This is a genomic window from Halomonas sp. HG01, from assembly GCF_000968715.2.
GTDB lineage: Bacteria > Pseudomonadota > Gammaproteobacteria > Pseudomonadales > Halomonadaceae > Halomonas > Halomonas halophila.
Window position 1 is genome coordinate 2,717,857 of the sequence record NZ_CP022134.1, and the last position, 15,149, is coordinate 2,733,005.

Annotated in this window: 10 protein-coding genes and 1 other annotated feature; of the genes, 3 read left to right on the plus strand and 7 right to left on the minus strand. The window is 67.0% G+C overall.

What is annotated here, in order from left to right:
• Nucleotides 1-85: 85 nt before the first annotated feature.
• The 6 genes from UN84_RS12940 to UN84_RS12965 all read right to left on the minus strand — a co-directional run bounded on the left by UN84_RS12940 (nucleotide 86) and on the right by UN84_RS12965 (nucleotide 11,085).
• Nucleotides 86-2,752 carry a bifunctional acetate--CoA ligase family protein/GNAT family N-acetyltransferase gene (locus tag UN84_RS12940; protein WP_173835011.1) on the minus strand — a complete coding sequence of 889 codons (2,667 nt, stop codon included), beginning with the start codon at nucleotides 2,750-2,752 and terminating at the stop codon, nucleotides 86-88.
• Nucleotides 2,753-3,299: 547 nt separating this feature from the next.
• Nucleotides 3,300-3,577 (minus strand) — a sequence feature (16S ribosomal RNA rRNA prediction is too short).
• Nucleotides 3,578-4,221: 644 nt separating this feature from the next.
• On the minus strand, nucleotides 4,222-5,391 hold the full coding sequence (gene prpF / locus UN84_RS12945) for a 2-methylaconitate cis-trans isomerase PrpF (RefSeq protein ID WP_046077963.1): 1,170 nt from the start codon (nucleotides 5,389-5,391) through the stop codon (nucleotides 4,222-4,224).
• Nucleotides 5,388-8,039, minus strand: coding sequence for a Fe/S-dependent 2-methylisocitrate dehydratase AcnD (gene acnD / locus UN84_RS12950; RefSeq protein WP_046077964.1), 2,652 nt, complete (start codon nucleotides 8,037-8,039; stop codon nucleotides 5,388-5,390). The genes prpF and acnD overlap by 4 nt, the downstream gene beginning before the upstream one ends.
• A 188-nt stretch (nucleotides 8,040-8,227) precedes the next feature.
• Nucleotides 8,228-9,355: a bifunctional 2-methylcitrate synthase/citrate synthase gene (gene prpC / locus UN84_RS12955; RefSeq protein WP_046077965.1), complete on the minus strand. Its 1,128-nt coding sequence runs from the start codon at nucleotides 9,353-9,355 to the stop codon at nucleotides 8,228-8,230.
• An 85-nt stretch (nucleotides 9,356-9,440) separates the two neighbouring features.
• Nucleotides 9,441-10,343, minus strand: coding sequence for a methylisocitrate lyase (prpB, locus tag UN84_RS12960; RefSeq protein ID WP_046077966.1), 903 nt, complete (start codon nucleotides 10,341-10,343; stop codon nucleotides 9,441-9,443).
• A 28-nt stretch (nucleotides 10,344-10,371) separates the two neighbouring features.
• Entirely contained in the window at nucleotides 10,372-11,085 is a 714-nt protein-coding gene (locus UN84_RS12965; RefSeq protein ID WP_046077967.1) for a GntR family transcriptional regulator, read from the minus strand.
• 225 nt (nucleotides 11,086-11,310) lie between these two features.
• Here UN84_RS12965 and pabB point away from each other — a divergent pair, with 225 nt between their 5' ends.
• Together pabB and UN84_RS12975 are read left to right on the plus strand one after the other, a co-directional pair.
• A complete protein-coding gene (gene pabB / locus UN84_RS12970) occupies nucleotides 11,311-12,666 on the plus strand; it encodes an aminodeoxychorismate synthase component I (RefSeq protein ID WP_046077968.1) in 1,356 nt (451 codons plus the stop codon).
• A gap of 171 nt (nucleotides 12,667-12,837) precedes the next feature.
• Nucleotides 12,838-13,458: a phosphoadenosine phosphosulfate reductase domain-containing protein gene (locus UN84_RS12975; protein WP_035598813.1), complete on the plus strand. Its 621-nt coding sequence runs from the start codon at nucleotides 12,838-12,840 to the stop codon at nucleotides 13,456-13,458.
• Nucleotides 13,459-13,545: 87 nt separating this feature from the next.
• Here UN84_RS12975 and cysB read toward each other — a convergent pair whose 3' ends face one another.
• Nucleotides 13,546-14,517: an HTH-type transcriptional regulator CysB gene (cysB, locus tag UN84_RS12980; RefSeq protein ID WP_035598816.1), complete on the minus strand. Its 972-nt coding sequence runs from the start codon at nucleotides 14,515-14,517 to the stop codon at nucleotides 13,546-13,548.
• A gap of 240 nt (nucleotides 14,518-14,757) precedes the next feature.
• On the opposite strand from cysB, the gene trxA reads away from it, so the two are divergent.
• Complete coding sequence (gene trxA / locus UN84_RS12985) at nucleotides 14,758-15,081, plus strand: thioredoxin (RefSeq protein ID WP_035598819.1); 324 nt, start codon at nucleotides 14,758-14,760, stop codon at nucleotides 15,079-15,081.
• Nucleotides 15,082-15,149 lie beyond the last annotated feature (68 nt).

Below are 15,149 nucleotides of genomic sequence, written 5' to 3' on the forward strand. Positions count from 1 at the left end.
AGCTCGCATGACGCGCACCTTCATCGCGATGCCGCAACGCCGGCAGTCGCGTCGGCAGAACATGCCTTGCAGCGCTCGATGATGCTCAGAGCGTGAGCGAGACGGTCACGGTCTCCGCGTCGTCGTCGCGGGCCTCGGTGGTGAAGCCCAGCTCCTCGGCCATCTTCCGCATGGCGTGATTGACGCGCAGGATGTCGGCGAAGACCTCGCGCACGCCCATCTCGCGGGCGTAGTCGAGCACGCGCTGCATCAGCCGGTAGCCGAGCCCGGTGCCCTTCATGTCGCTGCGCACCATGATCGCGAACTCGGCGCGCTCCTTGTCCGGGTCGGCGGACAGCCGCACCACCCCGGCGATCTCCGCGCCGTCCGGCGGCAGCGCGACGAAGGCCATCTCGCGGTCGTAGTCGATCTGCGTCAGCCGCGCGGCGAAGGCGTGATCGAAGCGGCGGATGGCGGCGAAGAAGCGCAGCCGCACGTCGTCCGCCGAGGAATGGCGCAGCATCTCGACCAGCGCGGCCTCGTCCTCGGGCCGGATGGGGCGCAGCCGGTAGCGCGTGCCGCCGCGGGTCTCGATGGTTTCCTCTAGCTGCTGCGGATAGGGCCGGATCGCCATCGTCGGGCGCGCCTCGCCGGCCGGGCGGATCACGATGCGCGCGTCCAGCGCCATCACCCCGTCGGCGTCGGCCAGCATCGGGTTGATGTCGAGCTCGGCCACGCTCGCCAGGTCGCCGACCAGCTGGGAGAGCTTCACCAGCGCCAGCGTCAGCGCCTCGAGGTCCACCGCCGGCCGGTCGCGATAGCCGTGCAGCAGCCGCGAGACCCGGGTCGACTCGATCATGTCGCGGGCCAGCAGCGGGTTGAGCGGCGGCAGGCCGATCACCCGGTCGCCGATCACCTCCACCGCCGTGCCGCCCTGGCCGAACATCAGGATCGGCCCGAACACCGGGTCCTCGGCGATGCCGAGGATCAGCTCGTGGGCGCCGGGGCGGCGGATCATCGGCTGCACGTTGAAGCCGTCCAGCCGCGCCTCCGGCGCCTTGTCGCGGATCGCCGCCAGCATGTCCTCGGCGGCCTGGGTCACCGCCTCCGGCGAGGCCAGGTTCAGCTGCACGCCGCCCATGTCGGACTTGTGCGAGATGTCCCGCGAGACGATCTTCAACGCCGCCGGCAGGCCCAGCGCCCGAGCCGCCTCGCCGGCCTCCTCGGGCGTTTCCACCCGGCGCGCGGGCACGGTGGGAATGTCGTAGGCCGCGAGCACCTCCGCCGCCTCGGGCTCGGTGAGCACCCGACGACCCTCGGCGCGCACGGCCTCGATGACCGCCTCGGCCCTGGCCCGGTCGATACTCACGCGCTCGGTGATCGCCGGCGGCGTGGCCATCAGCGCCTGCTGGCTGCGCCAGTACTGATGCAGGTGCCAGAAGGCGCGAATGGCCTGCTCCGGCGTCTCGTAGGTGGGAATCCGGTGCTCGGCGAACAGCCGCCGGGCCGCCGTCGGCGAGGCGTCGCCCAGCCAGCAGGTCAGGATCGGCGGATGGCGCGGGCCGAGCGATGCGACCACCGCCCGCGCCGCCTCCATGCGGTCGGCCACCGCCGTGGGGCAGTTGATCACCAGCAGCGCGTTGGCATCGCCGGCATCGTGCAGCGCCTCCAGGGCCTTGGCGTACCGCTCGCCCGGGGCGTCGCCGAGAATGTCGAGCGGATTGCCCCGCGACCAGGCCTGGGGCAGCACCTCGTCCAGCCGTGCCATCGCCGGCTCGGAGAGCTCGGCCAGCTGGCCGTTCAGGCCCTCCAGCGCGTCCGCCGCCAACACGCCAATGCCGCCGCCGTTGGTGAGAATGACCAGCCGGTCGCCCTGGATGCGGATGCCGGTGGCCAGCGTGCCCGCGGCCTGGAAAAGCTCGTCGAGGGAGTCGACCCGCAGCATGCCCGCGCGGCGGAAGGCCGCGTCATAGACGGCATCGGAGCCGGCCAGCGCGCCAGTGTGCGACAGCGCCGCCTTGGCGCCGGCGGCACTGCGCCCGGCCTTGACCACCACCACCGGCTTGTTGCGCGAGGCAGTGCGCGCCGCCGACAGGAACTTGCGCACGTCGGTGATCGCCTCGACGTAGAGCAGAATGGCCCGCGTCTTCGGGTCGAGGGCCAGGTAGTCGAGCATGTCGCCGAAGTCGACGTCGCTCATCGCGCCCAGCGAGACCACGTGGGAGAAGCCGATGTCGCGGGTCTTGGCCCAGTCGAGAATCGCGGTGGCCACCGCGCCGGACTGGGTGACGAAGGCCAGCTCCCCCGGCGGCGGCGTGAGGTGGGCGAAGCTGGCGTTGATGCCGCGATGCGGCACCAGGATACCCAGGCAGTTGGGCCCGACGATGCGCATCAGGTAGGGCCTGGCGGCATCCAGCACCGCCTGCTCCAGCGCCTGACCCTCGGCGTGGCCGCCCTCGCCGAAGCCCGCCGTGATCACCACCGCCGCACGGCAGCCGCGCTCGCCCAGTTCATGCACTAGCCCCGGCACGCTCTTCGGCGGCGTGGCGATGATGGCCAGGTCCGGCGCCAGCGGCAGCTCGGCGACGCTGTGGTAGTTGAGGCTCGAACGAATCGCCCGCTCGTGCGGGTTAACTGTGAGGATCGGCCCCTCGAAGCCCGACGAGTAGAGATTCTGAGCCAGCACCGCACCCACGGACCCCGGCCGGTTGCTGGCCCCGATCAGGGCGATGGAAGACGGGTGGAACAGCGCATCCAGGTTGCGAATCGACATCGATATCTCCGCTCGGTCGGCGATGGGCCCGGGCGCGGGGTGCACGCCACGGAACGCGCCCGCCGGGCGGCGGGCCATCCCCGAGTATAGGAAGCGCCGACGACGGCGAGGTGACGGAGGTCAAGCGGAGGGCGTAGCGGTGAGACGCCACGATAACAACGAGAGACTTCTTGAAGCACCGGAGTCATGCACCCGAGGACTTCGAGGATGGTGGGCCCAGCTGGACTCGAACCAGCGACCAAGGGATTATGAGTTAGCCCCAAGGCGTGCCACTATTTGCCAACGCCAGCAATATCAATGCATTGCAAAGCCGCTCACACGCCTATGCCGACCATAATGTGTCTACGGCGTCGACAGCATGTAGACACCTTGCTAAGGAGGTCGAAGGCGACACAAGACATGCTAGCGCATGCCTTTTTATTTCAATAAAGCCATTCACAGTAGCATACCTGACAAAACCCGCCCATTATGGCCATTCGCTTTGAGACTTTACTGAAATGCGTCTATATGTAGGGTCCCGGATGATCAAATGAGCTATAGGAGTTATCCTCTGCTGGCAGCCAGAGAACTTCTAAAGCAATTCATTCGGGAGCAGGTTCATGGACATCAAGCTGCATAAGCAGGCCACCACGACACCGAAGATCCGTGCNATAGCGCAAGGTCCGAAGATCCCCTGCTTTCCCCCTTGGGGCGTATGCGGTATTAGCTTGAGTTTCCTCAAGTTATCCCCCACTACCGGGCAGATTCCTATGCATTACTCACCCGTCCGCCGCTCGACGCCTCCTAGCAAGCTAGGATCGTTTCCGCTCGACTTGCATGTGTTAGGCCTGCCGCCAGCGTTCAATCTGAGCCATGATCAAACTCTTCAGTTAAAAGCTTGATAGTTCCTAAGGTGGAACCAAACCTGGTTCAAGATTCAAACGTCTCTTTGACGAGTCGCTTGTCTTGATATCTAGTGACTGGTCACCGACATCCCGACAAGCGCCCACATGAATTATCTGATCGATTGTTAAAGAGCAGCTCGACTCAATAAGGAGAAGAGCATCTTGCGTTTCCGGCCGCTTGGCCAGCGCCTCGCAAGGAAGGCGTATTCTACGTGATCGGCGCGCCGTGTCAACCGGTGATCTTCAAGCTCTCGAAAGAGCGAAGCGGGTGACCGAGCGGTCGTCTTCAGCGAGTGAAGCGAGGTCCGATCGAGCCCTCAGCGGGCTACCGTAGCGAGTGGCGAGCATTTTACCGATTCCGCTGACCCTGTCAATCGAGCGATTTCGACATCCGTCGAAAAACCTCAAGAAAAACAAGCGCTTCTGCCACTCATCACCGCCTGCAACGTTGCCCGTCGCCGGCAGCGGATGCGTACTCTACGGATTCTCCCGGGGCGACGCAAGACTTATTTAAAATATAGTCCAGCCCACCCTGCAGACCAAGACGATGCCCATGCCGTTTCGGCATCGCCCTGGCTCACCGCTCTAGAAGCTATCCTCTGGCACTCGAACGAATCCTTCCATCAGCACCCGGGCGCTGCGGCTCATGGTGGCCTTGAGCGCCGTCCAGCCACTGCCCGCCTGACGTGCCTCGGCGCCCACCCGCAGCGTGCCGGAGGGATGGCCGAAGCATACCGAGGTACGCTCGCCGCCGCCGGCGGCGAGATTCACCAGGGTGCCCGGCACCGCCGCCGCACTGGCGATGGCCACCGCGGCGGTCCCCATCATGGCGTGATGCAGCTTGCCCATGGACATCGCCCGCACCAGCAGGTCGATATCCTCCGCGGATACGGCCTTGCCGCTGGAGGCGACATAGTCGGCCGGCGGCGCCACGAAAGCCACCTTGGGCGTATGCTGACGCTGCGCCGCTTCTTCGGGTCGGGCGATCACCCCCATGCGCAACGCGCCCTGGGTGCGGATCGCCTCGAGGCGCGCCAGCGCCTCGGCGTCATTGTTGATCGCCTCCTGCAGCTCGGTGCCGGTATAGCCGATGGCCGCCGCCTCGACGAAGACGGTAGGAATGCCGGCGTCGATCAGGGTCGCCTGCAACGTGCCGATACCCGGCACCTCGAGCTCGTCGATCACGTTGCCGGTGGGGAACATGGCGCCCTCCCCGTCCGCGGGATCCATGAAGTCCACCGCCACCTCGGCGGCCGGGAAGGTGACGCCATCGAGTTCGAAGTCGCCGGTCTCCTGGACCTCGCCGCCCCGCATCGGCACGTGGCCAACGAGGGTCTTGCCGATGTTGGCCTGCCAGATGCGCACCTCGGCGATGCCGTCTCGCGGCAGGCGCTCGGGATCGACCAGGCCACTGGCGATGGCGAAGGACCCCACGGCCGACGAGAGATTGCCGCAGTTGCCACTCCAGTCGACGAAGGGCGCGTCGATGGACACCTGGCCGAACAGGTAGTCGACGTCGTGATCGGGACGCTCGCTCTTCGACAGGATCACCGTCTTGCTGGTGCTCGAGGTCGCCCCGCCCATGCCGTCGATCTGCTTGCCATAGGGATCGGGGCTGCCGATCACGCGCAGCAGCAGCGCATCGCGTGCCACTCCGGGCACTCGAGCGGCCTCGGGCAGGTCGTCCAGGCGGAAGAACACGCCCTTGCTGGTGCCGCCACGCATATAGGTGGCGGGAATGCGAATCTGGGTCATGCGTGGGTCGCCTCCTCGCTCTCTTCCCCTTCCAGGAAGTCCTCGGCGAAGCGCTGCAGCACGCCGCCAGCCTTGTAAATGGAGACTTCCTCGGCGGTATCCAGGCGGCAGATCACCGGCACGCGCTCGCTCTCTTCCGTACGCTCGCCAGCGGCACGATGAATCACCAGCGTCAGCGTCGCGCCCGGCGCGGGTTCGCCCTCCACGTCATAGGTCTCGGTGCCGTCGAGCGACAGCGTATGACGGGTGGTGCCGGGCTCGAACTGCAGCGGCATCACGCCCATGCCGATGAGATTGGTGCGGTGAATGCGCTCGAAGCCCTCGGCGACGATCGCCTCCACGCCGGCGAGCGCCACGCCCTTGGCCGCCCAGTCCCGCGACGAGCCCTGGCCATAGTCGGCGCCGGCGATGATGATCAGCGGCTGGCGACGTGCCATGTAGGCCTCGATGGCTTCCCACATGCGGGTGACCTTCCCTTCCGGCTCGATCCGCGCCAGCGAGCCCTGGATCACCTCGCCCGCTTCGTCGCGCACCATCTCGTTGAACAGCTTGGGATTCGCCAGCGTCGCACGTTGGGCGGTGAGATGGTCACCGCGGTGGGTGGCGTAGGAATTGAAGTCCTCTTCCGGCAGGCCCATCTTCGCCAGGTACTCGCCGGCGGCGCTGTCGGCCATGATGGCGTTGGACGGCGACAGATGATCGGTGGTGATGTTGTCCGGCAGTATCGCCAGCGGCCGCATGCCCTTGAGCCCGCGCTCGGCCGCCATGGTGCCTTCCCAGTAGGGCGGCCGGCGGATATAGGTACTCTGCGGGCGCCAGTCATAGAGCGGGCTCTCGGCGGCTTCCACCGCGTCGAGATCGAACATCGGGATATAGACCTCGCGGAACTGCTCCGGCTTGACGTACTCGCCGACGATGGCGTCGATCTCCTCGTCCGAGGGCCACAGGTCCTTGAGGGTGATCGGCTGGCCGTCGGGATCGAAGCCCAGCGCGTCCTGCTCGATATCGAAGCGCACCGTCCCGGCGATGGCGTAGGCCACCACCAGCGGCGGCGAGGCCAGGAAGGCCTGCTTGGCATAGGGATGAATGCGCCCGTCGAAGTTGCGGTTGCCGGACAGCACGGCGGTGGAATAGAGATCGCGGTCGATGATCTCCTGCTGGATCTTCGGGTCCAGGGCCCCGGACATGCCGTTACAGGTGGTGCAGGCGTAGGCGACGATGCCGAAGCCGAGCCTCTCCAGCTCGGGCAGCAGACCGGCCTCTTCCAGGTAGAGGCGCGCGACCTTGGACCCCGGCGCAAAGGACGACTTCACCCAGGGCTTGCGCACGAGGCCCAGCGCGTTGGCCTTCTTCGCCAGCAGGCCGGCGGCCACCACGTTGCGCGGATTCGACGTGTTGGTGCAGCTGGTGATGGCGGCGATGATCACCGCGCCATCGGGCATCTTGCCCTCCTTCTCCTCTTCCTGTGCCTTGTCGTAGTCGACGGCGATGCCGCGGTCGTGCAGCGCGCTGGTCGGCAGGCGACGGTGCGGATTGGAGGGACCTGCCAGGTTGCGCTCCACGCCGGAGAGGTCGAACTCCAGCACCCGCTCGTACTCGGCGCCGGCCAGGTCATCGGCCCACAGGCCGGCGGTCCTGGCGTACTGCTCGACCAGCGCCACCTGCTCCGGCTCGCGGCCGGTCAGCCTGAGATAGTCGAGGGTCTGGTCGTCAATGTAGAACATCGCCGCCGAGGCCCCGTACTCCGGCGTCATGTTGGAGATGGTGGCGCGGTCACCGATGGTCAGGCTCGCCGCTCCCTCGCCGAAGAACTCCAGGTAGGCCCCTACCACCCGCTCGTTGCGCAGGAACTCGGTGATCGCCAGCACGATATCGGTGGCGGTGATGCCGGGCTTGCGCTGGCCGGTCAGCCGCACGCCGACGATGTCGGGCAGGCGCATCATGGAGGGGCGGCCCAGCATCACGGTCTCGGCCTCGAGGCCGCCGACGCCGATGGCGATCACCCCCAGGCAGTCGATATGCGGGGTGTGACTGTCGGTGCCGACGCAGGTATCCGGGAAGGCGATGCGCTTTCCATTCTCATCGGGGCGCGCCTGCACCACCGGCGACATCTTCTCCAGGTTGATCTGGTGCATGATGCCGTTGCCGGCGGGAATGACGTCGACGTTCTCGAAGGCGGTGCGCGTCCAGTCGATGAAGTCGAAGCGATCCTCGTTGCGGCGATCCTCCACCGCCCGGTTCTGCTCGAAGGCATCCTTCTCGAAGCCGGCATGCTCCACGGCCAGGGAATGGTCGACGATCAGCTGGGTCGGCACCACCGGATTGACCTTGGCCGGGTCGCCGCCGCGCTCGGCGATGGCGTCACGCAGCCCGGCCAGGTCGACCAGCGCCGTCTGGCCGAGGATGTCGTGACAGACCACCCGGGCCGGGTACCAGGGGAAGTCCAGGTCGCGCTTGCCGTCGATGATCTGCTCGAGGGCGGCGTCGCGCAGGCCCGGCTCGCAGCGGCGCACCAGCTGCTCGGCCAGCACCCGGGCGGTGTAGGTCAGGGTGTCATAGGCGCCGGGGCGAATCGCCTCGACCGCCTCGCGGGTATCGAAGTAGTCCAGCCCGGTGCCGGGCAGGGGCTTGCGGTAATCGGTATTCATGGCGTGGCCACCCTCGGATCGGGTCGTGGACAGGAAAAGACGCGCCGGAAGCAGCAGTGAAGCCGGGGACAAGGCGAAGCGAGGGTCCTACGCCATGGATGGCGTCGGTAGCGCCCAGGGATGGGTTCACAGCGCCCTCGCGCAGACTTGTCCCCGGCGAAGCTCATGCCGGGCATCGAACTGGAGCGTCAGTCTCGCTCCTCGATCGGCACCCACTCGCTGTCTTCCGGCCCGGTGTAGTCGGCGCTCGGGCGGATGATGCGGTTGTTCTCGCGCTGCTCGAAGACGTGGGCACACCAGCCGGTCACCCGCGAGCAGACGAAGATCGGGGTGAACAGCTTGGTGGGGATGTCCATGAAGTGATAGGCGCTGGCGTGGAAGAAGTCGGCGTTGCAGAACAGCTTCTTCTCGCGCCACATCACCGCCTCGACGCGCTCGGAGACCGGATAGAGCACGCTGTCGCCCACGTCCTCGGCCAGCTGCTTCGACCATTTCTTGATGATGGCGTTGCGCGGGTCGGACTCGCGGTAGATGGCATGCCCGAAACCCATGATCTTGTCCTTCCGCTCCAGCATGCCGAGGATCTCGCGCTCGGCCTCCTCCGGCGACTGCCAGTGCTCGATCATTGCCATGGCGGCCTCGTTGGCGCCGCCGTGCAGCGGGCCGCGCAGCGAACCGATGGCCCCGGTCACGCAGGAATGCATGTCGGAGAGCGTCGAGGCGCAGACCCGCGCGGTGAAGGTCGAGGCATTGAACTCGTGCTCGGCATAGAGGATCAGCGAGACGTTCATCACCCGGGCGTGCAGCTCGGAGGCCGGCTCGCCGCGCAGCAGGTGCAGGAAGTGCCCGCCCACGGACGCGTCGTCGGTCTCGGTCTCGATACGCACGCCGTCGTGGCTGAAGCGATACCAGTAGCAGATGATCGAGGGCAGGGCCGCCAGCAGGCGGTCGGCGACGTCCTGCTGCTGGTCGAAGCTCTCCTCGGTCTCGAGGTTGCCGAGCATCGAGGCGCCGGTGCGCATCACGTCCATGGGGTGGGCGTCGGCCGGAATCTGCTCGAGCACGGCCTTCAGCGCCGGCGGCAGGCCGCGCAGGCCCTTGAGCTTGGCGACGTAGGCATCGAGCTCTTCCCGGTTCGGCAGCTTGCCCTTGAGCAGCAGGTAGGCCACTTCCTCGAAGCGCGCCTTGTCGGCGAGCTCGCTGATGTCGAAGCCACGATAGGTCAGGCCGGCACCGCTCTTGCCGACGGTGCACAGGGCGGTGGAGCCGGCGCTCTGGCCGCGCAGGCCGGCGCCGCCGATCGGTTTGTCTGCCATGGTGTCTCTCCTCTTGCTGCGTGAGCTTGGCGTGGTCTTGTTGTTCGAAGTCGGCTCAAGAGACGCGGACGCGCCCTCGCCCCTGCTATGCCGAGTCGTTCTCTGCAGACGCGTTCTCTGCAAACAGGGCATCGAGCTTGCGCTCGAAGTCGTGGTAATTGAGGAAATCGTAGAGCTCCTCGCGGGTCTGCATCTGGTCCACCACGTCGCGCTGATGGCCCTGTTCGTGAATGCTCTGATAGACCCTGAGCGCCGCGGCGTTCATGGCGCGGAAGGCCGACAGCGGATAGAGCACCATGCGACAGCCGACCTCGGCGAGCTCCTGCTGGCTGAACAGCGGGGTGGCGCCGAATTCGGTGATGTTGGCCAGTATCGGCGCGTCGAGGCGCTCGCAGAAGGCGCGGTAATCGTCCAGCGTGTGCACGGCCTCGGCGAAGATGGCGTCGGCGCCGGCCTCCAGACAGGCGTTGGCACGCTCGATGGCGGCCTCCAGCCCTTCCTTCTGGAAGGCGTCAGTGCGGGCGATCAGGTAGAAGTCCGGATCGAGGCGCGCGTCGGCGGCGGCCTTGATGCGGTCGACCATCTCCTGCTGGGAGACGATAGCCTTGTTGGGCCGGTGGCCGCAGCGCTTCTGGGCCACCTGGTCCTCCAGGTGAACGGCGGCGACGCCGGCGCGCTGCATCTCCTTCACCGTGCGGGCGATGTTGAAGGCGCCGCCCCAGCCAGTATCGATGTCCACCAGCAGCGGCAGGTCGGTGGCGCCGCAGATGCGATGGGCGTCCTCGACCACGTCGTTCATGGTGGTCATGCCCAGGTCCGGCAGGCCGAAGGAAGCATTGGCCACGCCGCCGCCGGACAGGTAGATCGCCGGGTGGCCGACGCGCTCGGCCATCATCGCGGTGTAGGCATTGATGGTGCCGACGATCGGCAGCGGACGGCTGGCCTCGAGGGCGACGCGGAAGCGCGCGCCGGGAGTCGCTTGGGTCATGGGTTTCTCCGGTCGGTGGCGGCGGCCCTCAGGAGGAGGCCGCCTGTTCCTGTTCGAGGACGGCGGCGTAGCGCTCGACGACGTTCTCCCGCGAGGCGCTCACGTGGCGCCGCATCAATAGTTCGGCGAGCTCGGCGTCGCCGGCCTCGATGGCGTCGACGATGCGATGGTGCTCGACGAAGGCCCGCTGGGGGCGCGAACCGCTGGCGCTGAACTGGGTGCGATACAGCCGCACCAGGTAGTAGAGGTCATCGCACAGCATGCCCATCAGCATCCGGTTGTGGCTGCCCTGGACGATGCGGTAGTGGAAATCCAGATCGCCCTCGCGCTGGTAATAGGCCTCGCCGCGGCTCAGGTCGCTCTGCCGCTCGTGCAGCGCCAGCACCTCGCGCAGCCCGGCGATCTCCTCGGCCGTCATGTGTTCGGCGGCGATCCGCGCGGCCATGCTCTCCAGCGCCTCGCGCACGTCGAACAGCTCGAGCAGCTCCTTGATCGACAGCTTCACTACCCGCGCGCCCACATGGGGCACCCGCTCGATCAGGCGGTGCCCTTCGAGGCGACGCATCGCCTCGCGCAGCGGCCCGCGGGAAATGCCGTAGGTGCGCGACAGGCCGGGTTCGGTGATCTTGCTGCCCGGCGCCAGCTCGCCGCGCACGATGGCGTCCTGCAGCTGCTGGAAGACCCGCTCCGCCAGGGTGCGGACCTCGGGCGTGTTGTCCGATGGAATCTGGGCGTTGGTCATGTTAATTGTCGACAATCAAGGGATGTAAGCACTCTAGCCAGTGCCGTCTCGGGGGTCAATACGGCCAATGATCGCACCTATCCCCCTTTGGTTGTAAACAACCAGGGCGATTCACGGGCGAATCCCCCGCCTCGCGACGCCACCGCCGGCGCCGGGCCGCGCGGCAACGGGACAAAGCCCTTCTTGGCGCCTAGAATGTGCCGCCTGACGAGGGAAACCGCATCGATGACATCACCACTCGAGATCACCCCCTACCCCTATCGGGACTCGCCCCTGGACGCCTTCGCCGCCCTGCGCCACCGGCCCCACGCCGTGCTGCTCGACAGTGGCCGTCCGGACGCACCGGGCGGCCGCTACGACATCCTCTCCTGCGACCCGCTTAGCGTACTGGAGGTCGACGCCGAGGGCCGCAGCCACGTCGATGATGCGCCCGCGGACCTGTCGCCCTTCGAGGCCCAGCGCGCGCTGCTCGAGCGGCTGCCCCGGGACGTGCCCGACAGCGAGCTGCCCTTCCTCGGCGGACTGATCGGTTATTGGAGCTACGACCTCGGCCGCTGCCTGGAGCCGATTCCCGGCCGCGCCCAGCCCGCGGCCGAGCTGCCGGCGGCTCGGGTCGGCCTCTACGACTGGGCGCTGATCCAGGATCACGAGCGCTGCGAGGCCTGGCTGGTCGCCACGCCGGAACGCCGCGCCCAGGCGCTGGGCTGGCTCGACGCGACGGCCGATCGCCAGGATGACGACGCGTTCCGCCTGACCGGCGACTTCACGGCGGCGATGAGCCGGGACGACTATCTGGCACGCTTCGATGCCGTGCAGCGCTACATCCGCGCCGGCGACTGCTACCAGATCAACCTCGCCCAACGACTCAGCGCGCCCTACGAAGGCGACCTGTGGACGGCCTATCGCCGCCTGCGTCGGGCCACGCCCACGCCCTTCTCCGGCTTCCTCGAATGGGGAGAGCAGGCGATCCTGTCGATGTCGCCTGAGCGCTTCCTGCACTGCGCCGAGGGCCGAGTGGAAACGCGCCCGATCAAGGGCACCCGGCCGCGCGGCGCCACGCCGGAAGAGGACCGCCGTCTGGCGGAGGAACTCACGACGAGCGTCAAGGATCGCGCCGAGAACGTGATGATCGTCGACCTGCTGCGCAACGACCTGGGACGGGTATGCCGCCCCGGCACGGTGCGAGTGCCCCAGCTGTGCGGGCTGGAAAGCTATGCCAACGTCCATCACCTGGTCAGCGTGGTGATCGGCGAGCTGGCCGAGCAGCACTCGCCCCTGGCGCTGCTGGCCGCCGCCTTCCCCGGCGGCTCGATCACCGGCGCCCCCAAGGTACGCGCCATGCAGATCATCGACGAGCTGGAGCCCTCGGCGCGCAGCGCCTACTGCGGCAGCCTCGGCTACGTCGACGTGCGCGGCCACATGGACACTTCCATCGCCATCCGCACCGCCGTGGCCGACCGCGGCCGGCTGCACCTGTGGGGCGGCGGCGGCCTGGTGGCGGACTCCGAGGGCGAAGCGGAATACACCGAGACCCTGGACAAGATCCGCCACCTGATGGCGGCGCTGAGCGATCCGGCCTGACCGCGCCCGGACACTCCGCGGCCACGCCGGTCGAACAGTCCGTCATGGAATAAGAAAAACACGCTTTTAATTCTTAGCGGAATAAATATCCAAGCAATCGGTATTGGGGCCGCTCATGGCGGCTCTGCTAGGGTAGCGTCATCGAGAACACCATCATTCTTGGAGGCGCTCATGGAGCCGCAACTCGACGCCATCAACCGCGACCTGGGCCAGGACCCCGAAGCCCTGGTCCGCTGGGCCCTGGAACAGGGCGCCCGACCGATCGTCACCACCAACTTCCGTCCCTTCGAGGCGGTGATCCTGCACATGGTCAGCCAGGTGCGGCCGGACATTCCGGTGGTGTGGATGGACCACGGCTACAACACCGAGGCCACCTACCGCTTCGCCGACGCCGTGGTGAAACAGCTCGGCCTCAACCTGGTCAGCTACATCCCGCGTCGCACCCGGGCGCACCGCGAGGCCGTCGAGGGCCCCATGCCGGGCATCGACGACCCGCGCCACGCGGCCTTCACCGAGGAGGTCAAGCTCGAGCCCTTCAATCGCGCCCTGAGCGAGATGGCCCCGGACGTCTGGTTCACCGCGCTGCGCGCCGAGGACACCCCGGAACGCGCCAAGATGGATCCGGTCAGCCGCAACGCCGACGGCCTGCTGAAGGTCGCCCCGCTGCTGCACTGGAGCGCCCGCGACATGTACCAGTACCTGGAAGCCCACGGCCTGCCCAACGAGTTCGACTACTTCGACCCCACCAAGGTGGAAGAGAAGCGCGAGTGCGGCCTGCACCTGCAGCATTGAGCCGACGCTGAAACGCAAGACGCCGGCGCCCGTCCTCTGGACGGGCGCCGGCGTTCTCTTTCCGTGTACGGGCCGGGCCGCCCCGGGTCAGCGCACCGGCAGCACGATGTCGTCGAACAGCGCCTGCTCGTGGCGCGGCCCGGCGGCCAGGGCCGCATCGACCAGTGCCCGGTCCAGGTGATCGGCGAAGCCCTGCAGGAAGTCGTACATGAAGCTGCGCATGAAGGTGCCGCGGCGGATGGCGATCTTGGTGGTGGAGCTCTCGAACAGATGGCTGGCATCCAGCGCCACCAGGTCGTCGTCGAGTTCCGGATCCACCGCCATGTGGGCGACGATGCCCACGCCCATGCCGAGGCGCACGTAGGTCTTGATGACGTCGGCATCGGCGGCCGTCAGCACCACGTTGGGCGTGAGCCCTTCGGCGCGGAAGGCATCATCGAGCTGCGAGCGCCCGGTGAAGCCGAACACGTAGGTCACCAACGGGTGCTCGGCCAGCGCCTCCAGGGTCAACGACTCCAGCGAGGCCAGCGGATGCCCCTTGGGCACCAGCAGGCAACGGTTCCAGCGATAGCAAGGCAGCAGCACCAGGTCGTTGAACAGCTCCAGGGATTCGGTGCAGATGGCGAAGTCGGCCTGTCCCTCGCTGACCATCTGGGCGATCTGCTTGGGCGTGCCCTGCTGCATGTGCAGGGCGACGTCGGGATACCGGCGGGTGAACTCGCGAATCACCGGCGGCAGCGCGTAGCGCGCCTGGGTATGAGTGGTGGCGATGGACAGGCTGCCACGCCGCTCGTCGCTATGCTCCTGGGCGACGTGCTTGATATTCTCGGTGAGGCGCAGCACCTGGCCGGCCAGGTCGATGATCGCCTGCCCCGCCGGCGTGACCCGGGTCAGGTGCTTGCCGCTACGGGCGAAGATCTCCACGCCCAGCTCGTCCTCCAGCAGGCGAATCTGCTTGGAGATGCCCGGCTGCGAGGTATAGAGGCTCTGGGCGGTGGCTGAGACGTTGAGGTTGTGACGCGAGACTTCCCAGATGTATTTCAGCTGCTGGAGCTTCATGCGCGCGTCTCCCCCTGGCTCATCCGGCCTTTAAAAGACCAATGCGAAATAAGAATATCATCCATAATTACTTTATAGCATAGCAAGCCGGGCGACACACGCCCGTCGACGTGGCGAGGTTCCGATACGCGAGATTTGCCAGCATCCTAACCGACCGCTAACATCGAGCCACCTAGCATGCCTGAGAGCATGCCCAGACCATCCGCGCACGATGCGCTACGTAGTAATTGGAGAATCCCCATGGCCAACAACGTCGATGTCACCAATGCCAACTTCGAGCAGGAAGTCCTCAACGCCGAGACCCCGGTGCTGCTGAAGTTCTGGGCGCCCTGGTGCGGCCCCTGCAAGGTCATGGCACCGGTGGTCGACGAGGTCGCCGAAGAACGCGACGGCAGCCTCAAGATCGTCAGCATCAACGTGGATGACGCCCCGGAGATCGCCGCCGAACAGGGCGTGCGCGGCGTGCCCACCGTGATGCTGTTCAAGTCCGGCGCCAAGGTCGCCTCCCTGGTCGGCGCCCAGTCCAAGTCACAGCTGACCCAGTTCATCGATCAGAACGCCTGATCGATCGACGCAAGGCTGCGGTCTCCACGACGTCCCGGCTCCGGCCGGGGCGTCGTCGTTTCGGAGAG

Coding starts and splice junctions, on each gene's coding strand:
- UN84_RS12940 (WP_173835011.1), bottom strand. CDS start 2,752: ATGTCGATTCGCAACCTGGATGCGCTGTTCCACCCGTCTTCCATCGCC.
- prpF (WP_046077963.1), bottom strand. CDS start 5,391: ATGACCCAGATTCGCATTCCCGCCACCTATATGCGTGGCGGCACCAGC.
- acnD (WP_046077964.1), bottom strand. CDS start 8,039: ATGAATACCGATTACCGCAAGCCCCTGCCCGGCACCGGGCTGGACTAC.
- prpC (WP_046077965.1), bottom strand. CDS start 9,355: ATGGCAGACAAACCGATCGGCGGCGCCGGCCTGCGCGGCCAGAGCGCC.
- prpB (WP_046077966.1), bottom strand. CDS start 10,343: ATGACCCAAGCGACTCCCGGCGCGCGCTTCCGCGTCGCCCTCGAGGCC.
- UN84_RS12965 (WP_046077967.1), bottom strand. CDS start 11,085: ATGACCAACGCCCAGATTCCATCGGACAACACGCCCGAGGTCCGCACC.
- pabB (WP_046077968.1), top strand. CDS start 11,311: ATGACATCACCACTCGAGATCACCCCCTACCCCTATCGGGACTCGCCC.
- UN84_RS12975 (WP_035598813.1), top strand. CDS start 12,838: ATGGAGCCGCAACTCGACGCCATCAACCGCGACCTGGGCCAGGACCCC.
- cysB (WP_035598816.1), bottom strand. CDS start 14,517: ATGAAGCTCCAGCAGCTGAAATACATCTGGGAAGTCTCGCGTCACAAC.
- trxA (WP_035598819.1), top strand. CDS start 14,758: ATGGCCAACAACGTCGATGTCACCAATGCCAACTTCGAGCAGGAAGTC.